The organism is Tabrizicola sp. (genome assembly GCF_041911175.1).
In the GTDB taxonomy this organism is placed as follows: Bacteria; Pseudomonadota; Alphaproteobacteria; order Rhodobacterales; family Rhodobacteraceae; genus Tabrizicola.
Map to the genome: position 1 here is coordinate 1 of NZ_JAYRPN010000034.1, position 18,641 is coordinate 18,641.

The 18,641-nt window shown below is 67.0% G+C and carries 17 protein-coding genes; 12 read left to right on the forward strand and 5 right to left on the reverse strand.

Features of this window, described 5'->3' with window-relative positions; genetic code table 11:
- The 4 genes from ACE3P6_RS04250 to der all read left to right on the forward strand — a co-directional run.
- The coding region (locus ACE3P6_RS04250; RefSeq protein WP_374391901.1) for a hypothetical protein at nucleotides 1–2,374 on the forward strand (2,374 nt) is incomplete at its 5' end.
- A gap of 82 nt (nucleotides 2,375–2,456) precedes the next feature.
- Entirely contained in the window at nucleotides 2,457–3,113 is a 657-nt protein-coding gene (locus tag ACE3P6_RS04255) for a tetratricopeptide repeat protein (RefSeq protein WP_374391903.1), read from the forward strand.
- Between the two features lie 34 nt (nucleotides 3,114–3,147).
- Nucleotides 3,148–4,497: a PQQ-binding-like beta-propeller repeat protein gene (locus ACE3P6_RS04260; protein ID WP_374391905.1), complete on the forward strand. Its 1,350-nt coding sequence runs from the start codon at nucleotides 3,148–3,150 to the stop codon at nucleotides 4,495–4,497.
- Nucleotides 4,498–4,546: 49 nt separating this feature from the next.
- The gene (gene der / locus ACE3P6_RS04265) at nucleotides 4,547–6,016 is read left to right on the forward strand and encodes a ribosome biogenesis GTPase Der (RefSeq protein WP_374391907.1); all 1,470 of its coding nucleotides are present in this window, start codon (nucleotides 4,547–4,549) and stop codon (nucleotides 6,014–6,016) included.
- Between the two features lie 12 nt (nucleotides 6,017–6,028).
- On the opposite strand, the gene ACE3P6_RS04270 is transcribed toward der, so the two are convergent.
- Together ACE3P6_RS04270 and serS are read right to left on the reverse strand one after the other, a co-directional pair.
- Nucleotides 6,029–7,273, reverse strand: a complete 1,245-nt coding sequence (locus ACE3P6_RS04270) for an Hsp70 family protein (RefSeq protein ID WP_374391909.1) — start codon at nucleotides 7,271–7,273, stop codon at nucleotides 6,029–6,031.
- 89 nt (nucleotides 7,274–7,362) lie between these two features.
- Nucleotides 7,363–8,652: a serine--tRNA ligase gene (serS, locus tag ACE3P6_RS04275; protein ID WP_374391910.1), complete on the reverse strand. Its 1,290-nt coding sequence runs from the start codon at nucleotides 8,650–8,652 to the stop codon at nucleotides 7,363–7,365.
- A gap of 172 nt (nucleotides 8,653–8,824) precedes the next feature.
- Between serS and yajC the strand changes: the two genes are divergently transcribed.
- From yajC to ACE3P6_RS04295, 4 genes are read left to right on the forward strand one after another with little or no spacing between them, the layout of a single operon-like run.
- Nucleotides 8,825–9,157 carry a preprotein translocase subunit YajC gene (gene yajC, locus ACE3P6_RS04280; RefSeq protein ID WP_374391912.1) on the forward strand — a complete coding sequence of 111 codons (333 nt, stop codon included), beginning with the start codon at nucleotides 8,825–8,827 and terminating at the stop codon, nucleotides 9,155–9,157.
- A 10-nt stretch (nucleotides 9,158–9,167) separates the two neighbouring features.
- Nucleotides 9,168–10,835, forward strand: a complete 1,668-nt coding sequence (gene secD, locus ACE3P6_RS04285; RefSeq protein ID WP_374391914.1) for a protein translocase subunit SecD — start codon at nucleotides 9,168–9,170, stop codon at nucleotides 10,833–10,835.
- Between the two features lie 11 nt (nucleotides 10,836–10,846).
- Nucleotides 10,847–11,818, forward strand: a complete 972-nt coding sequence (secF, locus tag ACE3P6_RS04290) for a protein translocase subunit SecF (protein ID WP_374391916.1) — start codon at nucleotides 10,847–10,849, stop codon at nucleotides 11,816–11,818.
- 12 nt (nucleotides 11,819–11,830) lie between these two features.
- A complete protein-coding gene (locus ACE3P6_RS04295; RefSeq protein ID WP_374371921.1) occupies nucleotides 11,831–12,187 on the forward strand; it encodes an Mth938-like domain-containing protein in 357 nt (118 codons plus the stop codon).
- Nucleotides 12,188–12,299: 112 nt separating this feature from the next.
- On the opposite strand, the gene ACE3P6_RS04300 is transcribed toward ACE3P6_RS04295, so the two are convergent.
- The 3 genes from ACE3P6_RS04300 to ACE3P6_RS04310 all read right to left on the reverse strand — a co-directional run bounded on the left by ACE3P6_RS04300 (nucleotide 12,300) and on the right by ACE3P6_RS04310 (nucleotide 14,308).
- Nucleotides 12,300–12,461, reverse strand: coding sequence for a hypothetical protein (locus ACE3P6_RS04300; RefSeq protein WP_374391918.1), 162 nt, complete (start codon nucleotides 12,459–12,461; stop codon nucleotides 12,300–12,302).
- Between the two features lie 176 nt (nucleotides 12,462–12,637).
- Complete coding sequence (locus ACE3P6_RS04305) at nucleotides 12,638–13,615, reverse strand: CoA ester lyase (RefSeq protein WP_374391920.1); 978 nt, start codon at nucleotides 13,613–13,615, stop codon at nucleotides 12,638–12,640.
- A 90-nt stretch (nucleotides 13,616–13,705) separates the two neighbouring features.
- Entirely contained in the window at nucleotides 13,706–14,308 is a 603-nt protein-coding gene (locus ACE3P6_RS04310) for a LuxR C-terminal-related transcriptional regulator (protein ID WP_374391930.1), read from the reverse strand.
- 315 nt (nucleotides 14,309–14,623) lie between these two features.
- Here ACE3P6_RS04310 and ACE3P6_RS04315 point away from each other — a divergent pair, with 315 nt between their 5' ends.
- From ACE3P6_RS04315 to ACE3P6_RS04330, 4 genes are all read left to right on the forward strand, one after another.
- Nucleotides 14,624–15,871, forward strand: a complete 1,248-nt coding sequence (locus ACE3P6_RS04315) for an aminotransferase (protein WP_374391922.1) — start codon at nucleotides 14,624–14,626, stop codon at nucleotides 15,869–15,871.
- Nucleotides 15,872–15,883: 12 nt separating this feature from the next.
- A complete protein-coding gene (locus ACE3P6_RS04320; protein ID WP_374391924.1) occupies nucleotides 15,884–17,080 on the forward strand; it encodes a malate--CoA ligase subunit beta in 1,197 nt (398 codons plus the stop codon).
- Complete coding sequence (gene sucD / locus ACE3P6_RS04325; RefSeq protein ID WP_374391926.1) at nucleotides 17,080–17,973, forward strand: succinate--CoA ligase subunit alpha; 894 nt, start codon at nucleotides 17,080–17,082, stop codon at nucleotides 17,971–17,973. The genes ACE3P6_RS04320 and sucD overlap by 1 nt, the downstream gene beginning before the upstream one ends.
- Before the next feature lie 14 nt (nucleotides 17,974–17,987).
- Nucleotides 17,988–18,641 (forward strand): NAD(P)-dependent oxidoreductase (locus ACE3P6_RS04330; protein WP_374391928.1); only part of this gene is annotated, 654 nt, incomplete at its 3' end.

Here is an 18,641-nt window from a genome sequence, read left to right on the forward strand (position 1 = left end):
CTACGAACAGTTCCAGTCCGAGCTGCAGAAGTTCCAGTCCGACGACCCCCGCGTCGCCGACCTGCGCGCCCGGGCCGAGGAACAGCTGACCCTCGGCGCCTTCGATTCCGCCCGCGCGCTTCTGACCGATGCCGCCGAGATCGACGCCACCGCCCGGACCACCATCAAGGAAACCTATCTCTCGCGCACCCTCTCGGAAGCCGCGACCCACATCCTGAACGCCAACGCCGCCAAGACCGACCTGCGCTATGACCTTGCCGTGTCGGACCTGCTCAAGGCGACGAAGCTCTATGCCGAAGTCGCGGGCGACATGGACCGCGAGGCGCAATTCTCCTACACCACCGCGCTGACCTCGCTTGGCGAGCTGCAGCTCGTCCTCGGCAACACCGAGGCCGCCTGGGCCGCCTACAACGAAAGGGCCACCTTCGCGAAGACCAGGGTCGAAGCCGATGCCACCGACGTCGAATGGGTGCGGGAACTGGTCTGGTCGATGAACGACCTCGGTTCTGTCCTGCAGCAGCAGGGCTACCTCAAGGAAGCCGAAACCGCCTATTCCTCGGCGCTGGAGTTTTCCGCATGGCAGGCCGACCAGCGCCCCGACGACGTCGACCTGATGCGCGACCGGCAGGTCGCCGTGAACCGCGTCGGCTCGATCCGCCTGGCGCGCAGCAACGCCGCCGGGGCGCTCGAGGCGCATGTCGAAGCGCTTGGGATCGCCCAGACCCTGCTCGACAGCGACCCGACCAACGTGACCTACAGGATGGACATTTCCTTCACCCAGGAACGCATCGGCGACGCCAAGCTCGCGCTCGGTGACAAGGAGGGTGCCAAGGCCGCCTTCCAGACGGCGCTGGCGCTTGCCGAGGCGCTGGCCAGCGAATTTCCCAATGACACGGTGATCCGTCGCAACCTTTCGGTCAGCTACGAACGCATCGGCGACGTGCTGGTCGACGAGGGCGATTTCCCGACCGCGTTGGAAACCTACGGCAAGGCGCTCACGATCCGCGAGGAACTGGCTGCGCTCGACCCCGACAACAAGCCGCGCCAGCGCGACCTTGCGATCAACTTCGACCGGATCGGCGATGTGCAGCGCTTCATGGGCGACATGGACTCGGCCCTCATCTCGCACCAGGCGGCGATGTCGATCCGGCAGAAACTCGCCGCGCTCGACCCCACCAACATGGTCTGGCAGAACGATCTTCTGGTCAGCCTCGACCGGATGGGCAACGTCTATTTCGACGAGAACGATTTTGTCGCCGCGCTGGAAATGCAGGAAGAAGCCCGCCGGATTTCGGAAGGCATGGTCTCGCTCGATCCGCTGGACCTGTCGCGTCAGGCCGATCTGGGCAATGCGCTGAGCAAGATCGGCAACACCAAGGTTGCGATGGGCGATCCGGCTGGCGGGCGCGAGGCCTTGCAGGCGGCGCTCGACCTGCGGCTCTCGCTCGTCACCGCCGATCCGACGACACAGCGCTACCTGAACGACGCCGCCAGCTCGCTGGCCCGGATGGCCGAGCTTGACCTCTCCGAAGGCGATGCCGCCGGAGCCGAGCCGCTGATTGCCGATGCGGTGGCCAAGTTTACCCAACTCGCCGGGGCCGCTCCCGGCGACGCCTTCATCCTGCGCGACCTCTCGCTTGCCCAGAACACCCGCGCCGACGCCCTGTTGGCACTTGGTCGCAACAGCGAGGCGGTCGAGGTCGCCAAAGCCGGGCTCGCCTCTTCCGACCGCCTCCTGCAACTTCTGCCCGACGACCGCGACGCCCTGCACGACCGCCTGGTGCCGCTGAACCGGCTGGGCGACGCGCAGCTTGCCCTGGGCGATACCAAGGGCGCCGTCGAAAGCTTCAAGGCGATGGCCGAATGGGGCAACAAACTTCTGGACGTCGATCCCTACAGCACCTCCTGGGCCAATGACGTTAGCTTCGCGCTGGACCGGCTCGGCAATGCGCAATCCGCCCTGGGCGACGTTGCCGCCGCACTGAAAAGCCGCCAGGACGCTCTGGCGCTGCGCGACTGGCTGAACCTGCAGGACCCGTCGAACCCGGACTGGTATCGCAACCTTGCCCTCAGCCATGCCAGCGTGGCCGAGGCGATGTCCGCGCGCGAGGACTATGAAGGCGCGCTGCCGCACCAGGACGAATCCCTGCGCATCATGCGGGATCTCTCCGCCGCCTACCCCGACGATGTCTGGTACAAGCTCGACGTGGTGCGCGCGCTCGACCAGCGGGCGATGCTTCTGCAGGACCCGACCGCCGAGAACCAGGAGGCACTGGGACTGCTCGAGGAGATGCAGGCCGCAGGCACGCTCCCCGACGGGTATCAGGACTGGATCGCAGGCTTCCGCAAGAACCTTGGCCTGCCGGTGAAGTAACCGCCGACGGGGCAGGGGCGGGGCTTGGCAATGTGCGGCCTTTCCCTGTAAGACGGGGCAAACGACAGGAAAAGGCCAAGGCGTGAGCAATCCCGACAGCTTCATCGACGAAGTCACCGAAGAGGTGCGCCGCGACCGTTTGTTCCGGCTGTTCCGCAAATACGGCTGGATCGGCGTGGTGATCATTCTGGGCCTGGTTGGCGGAACCGCTTGGACCGAATGGTCGAAATCCCGCGCCGAAGCCCGGGCCGAAGCTTTTGGCGACGGGGTGATCGACGCGCTGGACCAGGGCACGCCCCAGGAACGCCGCGAGGCGCTGGCCGCCGTGCCGACCGACGCCGGGCAGTCCGCGCTCCTTGGCCTGATCATGGCCTCCGACCCGGCCGAGGACAAGGCGGCGACCCTTGCCGCGCTCGACAAGGTTGCGAACGACGCCACCCTGACCCCCGCCTACCGCGACCTCGCCGTGCTGCGCCGCGTGCTGGTCGCCGGAGCAGACGCGCCGGTCGCCGACCGCCGCACCGCGCTGGAAGGTATCGCCGGGCCGGGCCGTCCCTACCGGGTGCTGGCCGAGGAACAGCTCGGCTACCTCCTGATCGAGGAAGGCAAGAAGGACGACGCCATCGCCGCGCTCACTGCGCTCTTGCAGGACCAGGACGCATCGGGTTCGCTGCGGGCACGGCTCGGGCAGGTGGTGACGGCGCTTGGCGGCACCCTGCCCGAAGCGACGGGCGGCTGAAACGACAATGGGCGCGAGCAAAAGGTCCTTTCGGATGGCAGGCATGACGATGAAGCTGATGACCGGCGCGGCGCTCCTCGCGCTTCTGGCGGCCTGCGCGCCCAAGGAAGTGATCCTGCAGGGCGAACGCTTCCCCGTCCGCGCCGACCTTGACGCCTCGATCCCGGTCGAGGGCAAGCCCGCCCCCACCGCCCCCGCCGACCCGGCGAACCAGAGCGTCGCCATCTCGCTCGGGCCGCAGACCGGCGGCGACTGGACCCACCGCGCCGGGAACGCCCGCCACCTGATGCCGCATGCCGCGCTCTCGGCCACCCCGCAGCGCGTGTGGTCGGCGAAGATCGGCACCGGCTCCAGCCGCAAGAACCGCATCGCCGCCGCGCCCGTGGTGGCCGATGGCCGCATCTTCACCATCGACGCCGGAACCGCCGTCACCGCCACCGGAACCAATGGCGCGACGCTCTGGTCCACCGATCTCACCGCCAGCTTCGACAAGGGCGGCGGCCAGTCGGCGGGCGGCCTCGCCGTCGGCGGCAATCGGCTCTTCGCCACCACCGGCTATGGCGAGCTGGTGGCCCTCGACACCGCCTCCGGTGCCGAGGTCTGGCGCCAGCGCGTCGATGCCCCCGTCAGCGGCGCCCCGGCGACCGATGGCAACGCGGTCTATGTCTCGGGCATCGACGGCTCGGCCTGGGCGCTCGATGCCGCCACCGGCAAGGTGGTCTGGCAGGTTGTCGGCACCCCGGGCAAGACGGCCTATGTCGGCACCGCCGGCCCCACCATCGGCGACCGCGCGGTGATCTTCCCCTCGGCTGCAGGCGACCTGATGGCCGTCCTGAAGATCGGCGGCGGCACGAAGATCTGGCAATCCTCGCTCGCAGGCAAGCGCCTCGGCCGCGCCTATGCGCTGACCTATGACGTCACCGGAGATGCGGTGATCGCGGGCAAGACGCTCTACGCAGGCTCCGGCTCGGGCCGCACTGTCGCGCTCTCCGCCTCCTCGGGCGAGAAGGTCTGGTCGGCAACCGAAGGCGCGCTCGGCCCGGTCGCCGTCGCGGGCGGCTCGATCTTCCTGATCAATGACGAGGCGAAACTCGTCCGTCTCGACGCCGCCACCGGCGAGGTGATCTGGTCGGCAGAGATGCCCTATTTCACCAAGGAAAAGATCAAGAAGCGCAAGGGCATCTTCGCCCATTACGGCCCCGTCCTGGCGGGGGGCCGCGTGATGGTGGTCTCCTCCGATGGCCTTCTCCGCGCCTTCGACCCGACCGACGGCTCGCTCACCTACACCGCCGAGATCCCCGGCGGCGCGGCGGCGCAACCCGCTGTCGCGGGCGGCACGCTCTATGTCGTCGGCGGCAACGGACAACTTCACGCTTTCCGATAGCGGCCATCCCGTGTAGGACGGGCGCTTCGCTGAACCGGACGCTTGGACCATGACCTTCACCCTCGCCATCGTGGGCCGCCCCAATGTGGGCAAGTCGACGCTCTTCAACCGCCTCGTCGGCCGCAAGCTGGCGCTGGTCGACGACCAGCCCGGCGTGACCCGCGACCTGCGCGAGGGCGACGCCCGCATCCACGACCTCCGCTTCACCGTGATCGACACCGCGGGGCTGGAGGAAGTCACCGACGACAGCCTGCAAGGCCGGATGCGCCGCCTGACCGAGCGCGCCGTCGACATGGCCGATGTGTGCCTCTTCCTGATCGACGGGCGGGTCGGCGTCACCCCCTCCGACGAGGTCTTCGCCGACATCCTGCGCAAGAAGGCGGCCCGCGTCCTCCTTGGCGTGAACAAGGCCGAGGGCAAGGCGGGCGACTCCGGTGCGCTCGAAGCCTATTCGCTGGGCCTTGGCGAGCCGATCCGCCTTTCCGCCGAACATGGTGAGGGGATCGACGACCTCTATCATGCGCTTCGGCCCTTCGAGGAAGAGTTCGCCCCCCGCGAAGCCGAGATGCTGCCGGAAACCGACACCGACATCTCGGAAGAGGACGCCGAGCTTGAGGCCGACGAAAACGCCCACAGGCCCACCGCGACGAAGCCCCTGCAGATCGCCGTCATCGGCCGTCCGAACGCCGGAAAATCCACCCTGATCAACAAGATCCTCGGCGCCGACCGGATGCTGACGGGACCCGAGGCCGGGATCACCCGCGACGCGATCTCGGTCCGCGCCGACTGGCAGGGCACGCCCATCCGCATCTGGGACACCGCCGGGATGCGCAAGAAGGCCAAGGTGGTCGAGAAGCTGGAGAAGCTCTCGGTCGCCGACGGCCTGCGCGCCGTGCGCTTCGCCGAGGTGGTGGTCGTCCTGCTCGACGTGGAAATCCCCTTCGAGGTGCAGGACCTCCGCATCGCCGATTTCGCCGAAACCGAAGGCCGCGCCGTGGTGGTCGCCGTCAACAAATGGGACCTTGAGGACGACAAGCAGGAAAAGCTCGCCGAGCTGAAGGAGATGTTCGAACGCCTTCTCCCGCAACTCCGTGGCGCGCCCCTCGTCACCGTCAGCGCCAAGACGGGCAGGGGCCTCGACCGCCTGCACGACGCGATCCTGAAGGCGCATGATGTCTGGAACCGCCGGGTGCCCACCGCCAAGCTCAACAGCTGGCTGGGTGCCATGACCGAGGCGCACCCGCCGCCCGCCCCCGGCGGCCACCGGATCAAGCTGCGCTACATGACGCAGGCCAAGACCCGGCCGCCGGGCTTCGTGATCAAATGCTCGCGCCCCGACGAGCTGCCGGAAAGCTACAAGCGCTATCTGGTGAACGGGTTGCGCGACCATTTCGACATGCCGGGCACGCCGATCCGCCTCTTCCTGCGCTCACAGGGCGACCAGAACCCGTGGAAGGAACGCAAGTTTCACACGCCCTCGCGGCTCAGGAAGCACAAGGAAAAGAACACCGGGCAATAGAGCACAGGGCCGCTACGGCTTTGCCAGGCCCGTGGCCAGCGCCAGGCCATCCACCACGGCGGTGAACGGTTCGGCCTGCCGCGCCACGGCATTGGGGAACAGGTCCCGGGCCACCTCGCCCACGATCCGCATCAGGCTCGAGCCGCCGACATGGACCACCGCGCCGATCCTCTCGGGCGCGGTCCCGGCCATCTGGCAGGTCTGCAGCGCCGCCTCCTGCAACAGCGCGCGATGGCGCGACAGCACCTTTTCCATCGAGGCCTGCGTGATCGGCGGGGCAAGGCCCGCTTCGATCCGGCTCAGGTCGATCCGGGCCGCTTCCTGCCCATTGGCCGCGATCTTTCCGGCTTCGACGGCAAAGGCAAGGTCATGGCCCAGTTCGTCCCTGAGTACCGTCGCAAGGCGGCCCACAAGCCGGGGTTTCGTGGCCAGCTTGACCATCGCCGCAACCTCCGCCCGCGTCTCCGCGGTGTACAGGAACGGAATCTTGGCCCAGGTCGACAGGTCAAGATACAGATGGCGCGGCACCGGCAGCAGGCCCGGTCCCATCTCGCGGCGCAGCTGGCTGCCCAGTCCCAGCCAAGGCATCGCATGGGTCATCGACAGGGCCTTGTCGAAATCGGTGCCGCCAAGCCGGATACCGTGGCTGGCAAGGATGGCAAGCCGCCCGCCCCGCCGTTCGTAGACCGAGAAATCCGAGGTGCCGCCGCCAATGTCGAGGATGATTCCCAACTCGGTCTCGGAGCCTTGCCCATGCGTCGCCAGAGCCGCCCCTTCGGGTTCGAAGCGGAAGTCCACCTCGGCGAAACCGGCCGCAAGGCAGCAGGCGCGAAGGTCGGCTTCGGCCTGTTTGTCCCGGGCGCTGTCGGTGGAGTGAAAATGGACCGGACGACCACAGAGAAGCCGGTCGAACCTCTCGCCCGCGTCGGCCTCGGCCCGTTCCCTGACTGTCTGCAGGAAGCTGGTGACGACCCCCGCAAGGCTGCGGCGCTTGCCGGCGATCAGGCGGGATTCATGGAAAAGCCCGGTGCCAAGCACCGACTTCATCGCCCGCATGAAACGCCCCTCCTCGCCCCCGATCAGCGCGGCGATCGCCCGCGCGCCAATCAGCATCGGGCCGCGGTCAGCCGGGAAGAAGACAGCCGTCGGCAGGGTGTCTGCTCCGCTCTCGATCGCCAGGCGGCGGATCTTGCCACCCGACAGCATGGCGGCGGCCGAGTTCGAGGTGCCGAAATCAAGGGCCAGGGTCGAGGACATGGGCAACCTTCAGGAAAGCAAAGCCGATGCGTCCGGCGGCGAGAGCCGTGGGGCGGGGCGATCCGCAGACGCGGTGCGTTCGGACGGACCTATTCCAGCACACCCGCGGCGCTGATCCGGGTCTTTCCGCCCAGATAGGGCACCAGTGCCACAGGCAGGTCTACCGACCCATCCGCCTGCTGCCCGTTCTCCAGCACCGCGATCAGGCAGCGGCCCACGGCAAGACCCGATCCGTTCAGCGTCGCCACGAAATCGGGCTTGCCGCCTTGCGGGCGATAGCGCGCATTCATCCGCCGGGCCTGGAACTGGCCGCAGGTGGAAACCGAACTGATCTCGCGGAACGTGTTCTGCCCCGGCAGCCAGACCTCCAGATCATGCGTCTTCTGCGCGCCGAATCCCATGTCGCCGGTGCAAAGCACGATGGTCCGGTAGGGCAGCCCCAGCCGCTGCAGCACGGCCTCGGCGCATCCGGTCATTCTTTCGTGTTCGGAAAGCGCGGTTTCGGGCGTGCAGATCGTCACCATCTCGACCTTCTCGAACTGGTGCTGGCGCAGCATCCCCGTGGTGTCCTTGCCCGCCGAGCCCGCCTCGGACCGGAAGCAATGCGTATGCGCCGTCATCCGCAGGGGCAGGGCGCCCTCGTCCAGGATGTCGCCCGCAACCGAGTTGGTCAGCGTGACCTCACTGGTCGGGATCAGCCACCAGCCGTTGGTGGTCTGGTAGCTGTCCTCGGCGAATTTCGGCAGCTGGTTGGTGCCGTACATCGCCTCTTCCTTGACGAGGACCGGCGTCCAGGTCTCGGCCAGCCCGTGCTCCCCGGTATGCAGGTCCAGCATGAACTGCGCCAAGGCCCGATGCACCCGCGCGACGGCCCCGCGCAGCACGACAAAGCGGCTGCCGGACAGCTTCGCCGCCGTGGGGAAATCCAGCCCGTCCTTCGCCGCCGGAATGTCGAAATGTTCCAACGGCTTGAAGCCCATCGCCCGGGGAGTCCCCCAGCGCCGGATCTCCACGTTCCCGCTCTCGTCCGCCCCCTCCGGCACCTCGTCCAGCGCCATGTTCGGAATTCGCATCAGCGCGTCGCGCAGCCGGGCATCCTCCGCCCCCGCCTCCTCGGTCAGCCGCGCGCCTTCCGCCTTCTTCTCGGCCACCAGCGCGCGCAGCCGCTCGAACCCGGCGTCATCCCCCCGCGCCTTGGCCGCACCCACGTCCTTCGAGGCCGCATTCTGCGCCGCCGCCGCCGTCTCGGCCGCCAGGATCTTCGCCCGCCGACCCTCGTCCATCGCCAGCAGTTCCGCCGCCATCGGCGCCAGCCCGCGCCGCGACAGCGCCCGGTCGAAGGCGGCGGGGTTTTCGCGGATGAAGCGGATGTCGTGCATGGCTTGGGCCCTCTGAAACCGAACACCGGCGCTTATGCCCGATAAAGCCGCAGGGGGGAAGGCACCCACCGCCCGTGCCCTCTGGCAATACGCGCCGAAAGGCCTTACATGACCCGACAATCGCAAAGGGGCGCCGTCCAAGGCCGCCCGGCCCCGCCAAGAGAGGATGCCCATGTTCGTCACCCCCGCCTTCGCGCAAACCGCAGGCGCCGCCCCCGGCGGTGCCGCCGCCTTCGCGCAGTTCCTGCCCATCGTCCTCATCTTCGTGATCTTCTACTTCCTGCTCATCCGCCCGCAGCAGAAGAAGATGAAGGACCACCGCGCGATGGTCGAGGCGCTCCGCCGCGGCGACCAGGTCGTGACCGCGGGCGGCATCGTCGCCAAGGTGTCGAAAGTGCAGGACGACGGCATGGTCGAGGTCGAGATCGCCGACGGGGTCAAGGTGAAGGTCGTGAAACACACCATCACCCAGGTCCTGAACAAGACCGAACCCGCCGCAAGCTGAGATACGACTCATGGAACCGATGGCGCTGTGGAAGCGTGTCCTCATCCTTCTCGTCTGCGGCTGGGGCATCATCGCCGCGCTGCCCAACGCCTTCTATACCCGGGTCGAGCATCGCAATGACGCCGTTGCCGCCATCGCGGCCGCCGACGGCATAGCCACCCCTGAGCAAGAGGCCGCAAAGGCCGAATGGCCCGCCTACCTGCCCTCGGCACTGATGAACCTCGGCCTCGACCTGCGCGGCGGCGCGCATCTTCTGGCCGAAGTCCGCGTCGAGGATGTCTACAAGACCCGGATGGATGCGCTCTGGCCCGAGGTCCGCGACGCGCTGCGCGACCTGCGCGACCAGGTCGGCGCCGTCCGCCGCGCCCCCTCGCCGGATGGCGTGCTGCGCGTGACGATCTCCACCCCCGAAGGCATGCCCGCCGCGCTCGAAGCCGTCCGCGCCCTCGGCTCCAGCGTCGTCACCCTGACCGGCGTCGGGCAAAGCACGCTCGACGTCACCTCGGAAGGCAATGACATCGTCATTCAGCTCTCCGAGGCGGAAAAGCAGGCCTCCAACGAACGCACCATGCAGCAGTCGCTGGAAATCATCCGCCGCCGGGTCGACGAAGCCGGGACCCGCGAACCGACGATCCAGCGCCAGGGCTCCGACCGCATCCTGATCCAGGTCCCCGGCCTCGGCTCGGCGGACGAGCTGAAGAAGCTCATCGGCCAGACCGCCAAGCTGACCTTCAACGCCGTGATCAGCCGCACTGCCGACGCAGGCGCCACGCCCGGGCCGCGCAACCTGCTGCTGCCCGCGCTGGAAGAACCCGGCATGTACTACATCATCGAGGAAAGCCCCGTCGTCTCGGGCGACGAGCTGGTCGATGCGCAGCCCTCCTTCGACCAGAACGGCTCGCCGGCGGTCAGCTTCCGCTTCGACACCACCGGCGCGCGCAAGTTCGGCGACTACACGGCAAACAACATCGGCCAGCCCTTCGCCATCGTGCTCGACGGCCAGGTGATCTCGGCCCCGGTGATCCAGAGCCACATTCCCGGCGGATCGGGCATCATCACCGGCAGCTTCACCGTCGAGGATTCGACGCGGCTTGCCGTGCTGCTCCGCGCCGGGGCGCTTCCGGCCGAGATGACCTTCCTGGAAGAACGCACCATCGGCCCCGAACTGGGGCAGGATTCGATCGACGCGGGCCGCGTTGCCGCCGTCGTCGGGATGATCGCCGTCTCGGTCTTCATGATTGCCAGCTACGGCCTCTTCGGCGTCTTCGCCAACGTCGCGCTGGCGATCAACATGGCGCTGATCATCGCGGTCCTCTCGCTGATCGGTGCCACGCTGACGCTGCCCGGCATCGGCGGTATCGTCCTGACCATCGGCATGGCGGTCGACGCCAACGTCCTTGTGTACGAACGCATCCGCGAGGAATTGCGTCAGGCCAAGTCACCGGGCCGCGCCATCGAGCTTGGCTACGAACGCGCGCTTTCCGCCATCGTCGATGCCAACCTCACCACCCTGATCACGGCCATCGTGCTCTTCTTCATGGGGGCGGGCGCGGTGAAGGGCTTTGCCGTCACGCTGGGTATCGGCGTCATCACCTCGGTCTTCACCGCGATCTACATCACGCGGCTGATCATCGAGCTGTGGATGCGCTGGACCAAACCCAAAACGATCGTCGTGTAAGGAGAAGCATCATGGCCTGGCGTCTGCGGCTTGCCCCGGAAAAGACCAACATCGACTTCTTCAACCACCAGTGGCTGACCTTCGGCGGCTCGATGATCCTCATGGTCCTGGCTTTCGTGGCCTGGGGGGTGATGGGGCTGAACTTCGGCATCGACTTCAAGGGCGGCACCACGTTGCGCACCGAAAGCCCGAATGTCGTGGACGTGGGCGCCTACCGCGCTGCAATCGAAGCGTTGCCGGTCGGCGACGTCGCGATCACCGAGGTCTTCGACCCGAACTTCTCGGCCGACCAGCATGTCGCGATGATCCGCGTCTCCTCCGACGACCAGGGCGAGGCGGTGTCCGAAGACCTCTTGGCCCAGGTCCGCGCCGCACTGGTCAAGACCGACCCCGACCTCAAGGTCGTGGCCGAGGAAACCGTCGGCCCCAAGGTTTCCAGCGAGCTGATCTGGACCTCCGTTCTGGCCGTCGGCATCACCTCGCTGGCGATCATGGCCTATATCTCGCTGCGCTTCGAATGGCAGATGGCCTTCGGCGGCGTGCTGGCGCTTTTGCATGACGTGTTCATCACCATCGGCATCTTCGCCTTCTTCCAGATCAAGTTCGACCTGACGATCATCGCGGCCCTGCTGACGATCCTGGGCTATTCGATCAACGACACCGTCGTCGTCTTCGACCGGCTGCGGGAGAACCTGCAGAAGTACAAGACCATGCCCCTGCGCGACGTGATGAACCTCTCGGTCAACGAGACCCTCAGCCGGACGCTGATGACTTCGATCACCACCCTGATCGCGGTCGGCTCGCTTCTGGTTTTCGGCGGCGACGTGATCCGCGGCTTCTCCTTCGCGATCTTCATGGGCGTGCTCCTGGGAACCTATTCCTCGGTCTTCGTTGCTAAGAACCTGGTGCTTTTCATCGGGCTGAACCGCAGCGACAAGCCGAAGAAGACCGACAAGAGCGAATTCGCCAACATCGACGCGTAAGGGGCGGGGCCGATGCGGCTGACCGAAGTCACCTACGGCTCGGCCAGGGCGATCGAGGGCTACGGCCCCGGCTTCTTCCGCGTGGCCGGGCATGTCCTGCGCGGGCCCTGCCTGATCACCCCCTGGGACGCCGGTCCCTGGGGCGGGCTCACCGACACCTCCGCGCCCCTGTCGCTGGAGGGCAGGATCGACGTCCTCTTCGTCGGCACTGGCACCCACATCGCCCATGTGCCGCAGGCCTTCCGCGAGGCGCTGGAAGGGCAGGGGATCGGGGTCGAGGTCATGGCCTCCCCTACCGCCGCCCGGACCTACAACGTGCTCCTTGGCGAAGGCCGCCGTGTGGCGGCGGCGCTGTTGCCGGTGGACTGACCCCGCACGACACCCCGCACCTGCCTGTCCGGCTTGCGAGCCTCCCCTCCCCCTCGTGGGGAGGGGTTGGGGGTAGGGGGAGGACAATGGGATGAGGGTGCAACTTGTCCCGCTAAAGCCGCCTGCTCCGGTCGATCCGGTCGCGCAATCGGACCATCGCCCGCCAGAGCGCCCGCGTCTTCGACCAGAACAGCCAGCAGTACAACACCGCTGCCCCGCCGAAGATGGCCGCCAGGATGACCCAGGTCAGCAGACCGTCATAGCCTTGCACCATGCCCCCCAGCGCCTCCCCGTAGGGCGGGTGAAACCCACAATATCCCGCAATGCCAAGTGGCGGGGCACCCGCGGCGCCCCGCCATCGTTTACCTCACCGTGGTTAATCGTTCCTGAACGTCCGCGACCAAGCCATTGATTCGATTGACGCGAAAATTCTGTCCACCGTGGACAGGCTCAGGCCCCGGCGATCTGCTTCGCTTTCTGGACCAGCACTTCCGCCTGCCGGATCGAGGCATAGTCGATCAGCCGCCCGTCCAGCGACACCGCCCCCTTGCCCTCCGCCGCCGCCTGCGCCATCGCCTCCAGGATCCGCTTCGCCCGCGTGACCTCGGCCTCCGACGGGCTCATCACCTCGTTGGCCAGCGCAATCTGCGACGGATGGATCGCCCACTTCCCCTCGCAGCCCAGCACCGCCGCCCGCTTCGCCGCCGCCCGGTAGCCATCGGGGTCCGAGAAATCCCCGAACGGCCCGTCGACAGGCCGCAGCCCGTTCGCCCGCGCCGCCACCACCATCCGGGCCAGCGCATAGTGCCACATATCGCCCCAATGCACCTCACGGCTGCCATCCGCCAGCTTGTCGGTCAGCACCGAATAATCCGGGTTCACCCCACCGATGATCGTCGTCCTCGCGCGGGTCGAGGCCGCATAATCCGCCACCCCGAAGTGGAGCGATTCATTCCGCTTCGACGCCCCGGCGATCTCGGTGACGTTCTGCATCCCCAAGGCCGTCTCGATGATATGCTCGAACCCGATCCGCTTTTTGTAGCCCTTCGCGTCCTCGATCTGGGTCACCATCATGTCGACCGCATAGACGTCCGCCGCGGTGCCGACCTTCGGGATCATGATCAGGTCCAGCCGCTCGCCCGCCTGCTCCACCACATCCACCACGTCGCGGTACATGTAATGGGTGTCGAGGCCGTTGATCCGCACCGACATGGTCTTCTTGCCCCAGTCAAGCTCGTTCAGCGCCTTGATGATGTTCTTGCGTGCCTGCGCCTTGTCGTCCGGCGCGACGGCATCCTCCAGGTCGAGGAAGATCACGTCGGCATCCGACGCGGCGGCCTTCTCGAACATCTGGGGGGCGCTGCCCGGAACGGCCAACTCGCTGCGGTTCAGGCGCGCGGGGGCCTGGGTGATGACGTGGAAAGACATGTTTGGGCTCCTGCCAAAGAAGTAGGAGCTGCACCCGCCCTAAGGCATCCGCGATGGCGGGCCCCTTCGTCAAGCCGGAAAATGCGCCCCCTACATTTCCCCGCGTGAAGCCCGGTTGGCATAGAAGAACGCAATCGCCTGCGCGCGGTTCTTCACGCTCAGCTTCTCGAACAGGTTCGACAGGTGGAATTTCACCGTATTCGCGCTGATATCCAGCTCGCGCGACAGTTCCTTGTTGGTCAGCCCCTTCGACAAGGCCTCCAACAGCGTCCGCTCGCGCGGGGAGAGCGATTCGATCGGGTCCTGCTTCAGCCCCCGCACGTCGAGGAAAGGGAACACCATCTGCCCCTTCGCCACCGCGACGCAGGTGTCCAGCAGCCGCTCCACCGATTCGGAGCGGGACACGAACCCCGCCGCCCCCGCCGCCATCGCCTTGCGCGGAATATCCCCGGTATCCTCGGCATAGACCACCAGCCGCGGCGCGTTCGGTTGCGCCCGCAAGACGTCGATCAGCCGCGCGCCGCCCAGCTGGGGCAGGTTCCAGTCGATCACCCCCACCTGCACCGGCATCCGCATCACCATGCCGAGGAAGCCTTCCGCCGTCGCCGCCGTGGCCACCAGGGAGAATCGGCGGTCCTTCTCGAAGATCTCGGACATCGCCGTCAGCATCAGCGGATTGCTGTCCCCCAGCATCAGCGTTACCGCTACCACCTTTTGCGGATCGTCCCAAAGCGCCATCAATCGCTCCTCCCTACCCATTCAGGTGGGGTCTGATTTGTATACCGACGTATATCCACCTTTATGGGTAGGAAGATCGCCACCCAAATAGATATCCAAAAGCAGGATATAGGAATGTTGTGACCGCTGTCGAGCGGCGCTTTCCTTAAGGGCAGGACCAGCGTTCCCGGCAGGCCCCGCGACCCTTTCTTCCGCTGCACCCGGAACGGTCGCAGGTCTTCCGACAGACCGCAGTCCAACCGACGTCGATGGCCTTGGGAGGGGCGCCGCATGACCGATACCGAACTGTTCCCGCAGCTCACGATCCCCGAGACCCTGGCCGCAGGCCCCGGTCCCGGCAACACCGATGCGCGCGTCCTCGCCAGCTTTGCCAATGCGGGCCTCGCCGACCACATGCAGGCCGACGTGCTGCGCGGGATGGTCGAGGCGAAGCACATGCTGCGCCGCATTTGGGGCACGAAGAACACCTACACTTTCGGCGTTGGCGGCACCGGCTTCAGCGGGCTCGACGCGCTTTTCTCGGCGATCCTGCCGGGCGATACGGTCGTCTGCTTCGTCAACGGCACCTTCAGCGGCATCGACGCGCTGACCGTCCGCACCAAGGCCGCCAGCCGCGAGGACCTGAAGGCCAATGCGCTGGACCCGAAGCCCGCGAACGTCACCGTGATCCAGGTTCCGCACGGCCAGTCCGTCACAGGCGAGGTCGTCGAGAAGGCGCTGGCCCAGCACAAGCCGACCTGGGCGGTGATGGCGCATTGGGAAACCGGCTCGGGCCGGATCAACGACCTGAAGGGCTTCTCCGACGCCTGCCTCAAGCACAACGCGATGGGCCTCGTCGACGCGGTCTCCTCGCTCGGGATCGAAGATTTCGCCATCGATGACTTCCCCGGCGTCGCCGGCTGGGCCTCCTGCCCGCAGAAGGGCGTCCTCTGCCTGCCGCTGACCTACGCGCCGGTCAGTTTCACCGATCGCTACATCGCCCACCTGCGCGAGAACGGCTGCTACACCTTCGTCCACAACCCGATCCTGGAAGCCCGGCACTGGGGCATCGTCGACGGCAAGGATGTGGCGGCGGGCAGCTACCACCGCACCCATTCCGGCTATGCCGTCGCCGCCTTCCACGAGGCGCTGCGGATCAACCTGCAACATGGCCGCGCCCAGAAGGCGGCCGACTATGCCCATCACGAGGCCGCGCTCCGCGCCGCCGTGCAGGCGCTTGGCTGCGAGGTCACGTCGAACATGACCAGCCTCGTCGTCCTGAACCTGCCTGGCGCGCTGGCGGGCCGTGAAAAGGAACTGGTGGCCTCGGCCCGCGCCAAGGGCTTCGGCATCTGGCCGACGCTCTCGGAACCCGTGCAGGTCCGCATCGGCATCCTGAACCAGTTGAGCCGGTCGGCGATTGCCGAGATCGTGACCCGCTTCGCCGCCGAGATGAACGCGATGGGCGCAAACGTCGATGTGGGACTGGCGCTGAAGGCGCTGGAAACCCACTACGCCGCCGCCCTGGCCGCCGAATAAGGGAGGGATCAGATGGACATCCACGAGTATCAGGCCAAGGAAATCCTTGCCAAATTCGGCGTCACCGTGCCTGCGGGCGCGCTGGCCTACAGCCCCGAACAGGCGGCCTACCGGGCGCGCGAACTGGGTGGCGAGCGCTGGATCGTCAAGGCCCAGGTCCATGCCGGGGGCCGCGGCAAGGCGGGGGGCGTCAAGCTCTGCAACTCGGAGCATGAGATTCAGGAGGCGACCGACGCCATGTTCGGCCGCAAGATCGTGACGCACCAGACCGGGCCGGAGGGCAAGGGCATCTACCGCGTCTATGTCGAGAACGCCGTCGACTTTACCCGCGAGATCTATCTCGGCTTCGTGCTCGACCGTTCGTCGCAGCGGGTGATGATCGTTGCCTCGTCCGAAGGCGGGATGGAGATCGAGGAAATCTCGGCCTCGCGCCCTGACTCCATCGTCCGCTCCACCGTGGAGCCCGCCGTAGGCCTGCAGGAATTCCAGGCGCGCGAGATCGCCTATGCGCTCGGCATTCCGCCTGCGCTGACGCAGCAGATGGTCCGCACCCTGCAGGGCTGCTACCGCGCCTTCCGCGAACTGGACGCCACGATGGTGGAGATCAATCCGCTGGTCGTCACCGCCGACAACCGTATCCTCGCGCTGGACGCGAAGATGACCTTCGACACCAACGCGCTGTTCCGCCACCCGCAGATCGCGGAACTGCGCGACAAGTCGCAGGAGGACCCGCGCGAAAGCCGGGCCGCCGACCGGGGCCTCGCCTATATCGGCCTGGCGGGCAACATCGGCTGCATCGTGAACGGCGCCGGGTTGGCGATGGCGACGATGGACACGATCAAGCTGGCCGGGGGCGAACCCGCCAACTTCCTCGACATCGGCGGCGGAGCCACGCCCGAGCGGGTGGCCAAGGCCTTCCGCCTCGTCATGTCCGACCAGAACGTCCAGGCGATCCTGGTGAACATCTTCGCGGGCATCAACCGCTGCGACTGGGTGGCCGAGGGCGTCGTCCAGGCGCTGACGGCGAACCCGGTCGACGTGCCGGTGATCGTCCGCCTGTCCGGCACCAATGTCGAGGAAGGCCAGAAGATCCTGGCCAAGTCCGGCCTGCCGATCATCCGCGCCAACACGCTGATGGAGGCGGCCGAGCGCGCCGTGACCGCCTGGCAGAACGACCGCAAGCAGAACACCAAGATGAGGGCCGTGTGATGAGCATCTTTCTCGACCGTTCCAGCCGTGTCGTCGTGCAGGGAATCACCGGCCGCATGGCCCAGTTCCACACCAAGGAAATGCTCGACTACGGCAGCAATGTCGTCGCGGGGGTGGTGCCGGGCAAGGGCGGCGAAACCGTCATGGGCGTGCCGGTCTTCAACACGATGAAGGAAGCCGCCGCCGCCACCGGCTGCGACACCTCCCTCGTCTTCGTGCCGCCGCCCTTCGCCGCCGACAGCATCATGGAAGCCGCCGATGCAGGCATCCGCTACTGTGTCTGCATCACCGACGGCATCCCGGCGCAGGACATGATCCGGGTCAAGCGCTACATGATGCGCTACCCCCGCGAACGCCGCATGGTCCTCACCGGGCCGAACTGCGCGGGCACCATCAGCCCCGGCAAGGCGCTGCTTGGGATCATGCCGGGCCACATCTACCTTCAGGGCAACGTCGGCATCGTCAGCCGCTCGGGCACGTTGGGCTATGAGGCCGCGCAGCAGCTGAAGGACCGCGGCATCGGGGTGTCGACCAGCGTCGGCATCGGCGGCGACCCGATCAACGGCTCCTCCTTCCGCGACATCCTGGAACGGTTCGAGGCCGACCCGGAGACCCACATCGTCTGCATGATCGGCGAGATCGGCGGCCCGCAGGAAGCCGAAGCCGCTGCCTATATCCAGGAGCACATGACCAAGCCGGTCATCGCCTATATCGCGGGCCTGACCGCCCCCAAGGGCCGCACGATGGGCCATGCGGGCGCGATCATCTCTGCCTTCGGCGAAAGCGCGTCCGAGAAGGTGGAAATCCTCACCGCCGCTGGTGTCACCGTGGCCGAGAATCCCTCGGTGATCGGTGAAACCGTCGCGCGTGTGATGAAGAAGCAGGCAGCCTGAAAGCGGAGGATGCCATGACGAGACCCAGAGTCCTTGTGACGCGGCGTTGGCCGCAGGCGGTCGAGACGAAGATGGCCGAGGTCTTCGACCTCACCCTCAACACCTCGGATCGACCGCTGACCGAGCCGGAGCTGAAAGACGCGTTGGGCCAATATGACGCTGTCTTGCCAACCGTGACGGACCGCCTTCCTGCGACGGTTTTTGATCGGGCTTCGACTCGCACAAGGATTCTGGCCAACTACGGCGTGGGCTTCGCCCATATCGACACCGAAGCCGCCAAGGCGCGGGGCATCGCCGTCACCAACACTCCCGATGTGCTGTCGGAATGCACCGCCGACATCGCGATGACGCTTCTCCTCATGGTCGCCCGCCGGGCAGGGGAGGGCGAGCGGGAACTGCGCGAAGGCCGCTGGACCGGCTGGCGTCCCACGCATCTGATCGGCACCAAGGTCTCGGGGGCAACGCTCGGTATCATCGGCTTCGGTCGCATCGGGCAAGCGATGGCCCAACGCGCGCATTTCGGCTTCGGGATGAAGATCCTGGTCCAGAACCGCTCCCCCGTGCCCGCCGAAGTCCTTGCCCGCTACAACGCCACGCAGGTTCCCAGCATCGAGGACCTGCTGCCGGACTGCGATTTCGTCTCGCTCCACTGTCCCGGCGGGGCGGAG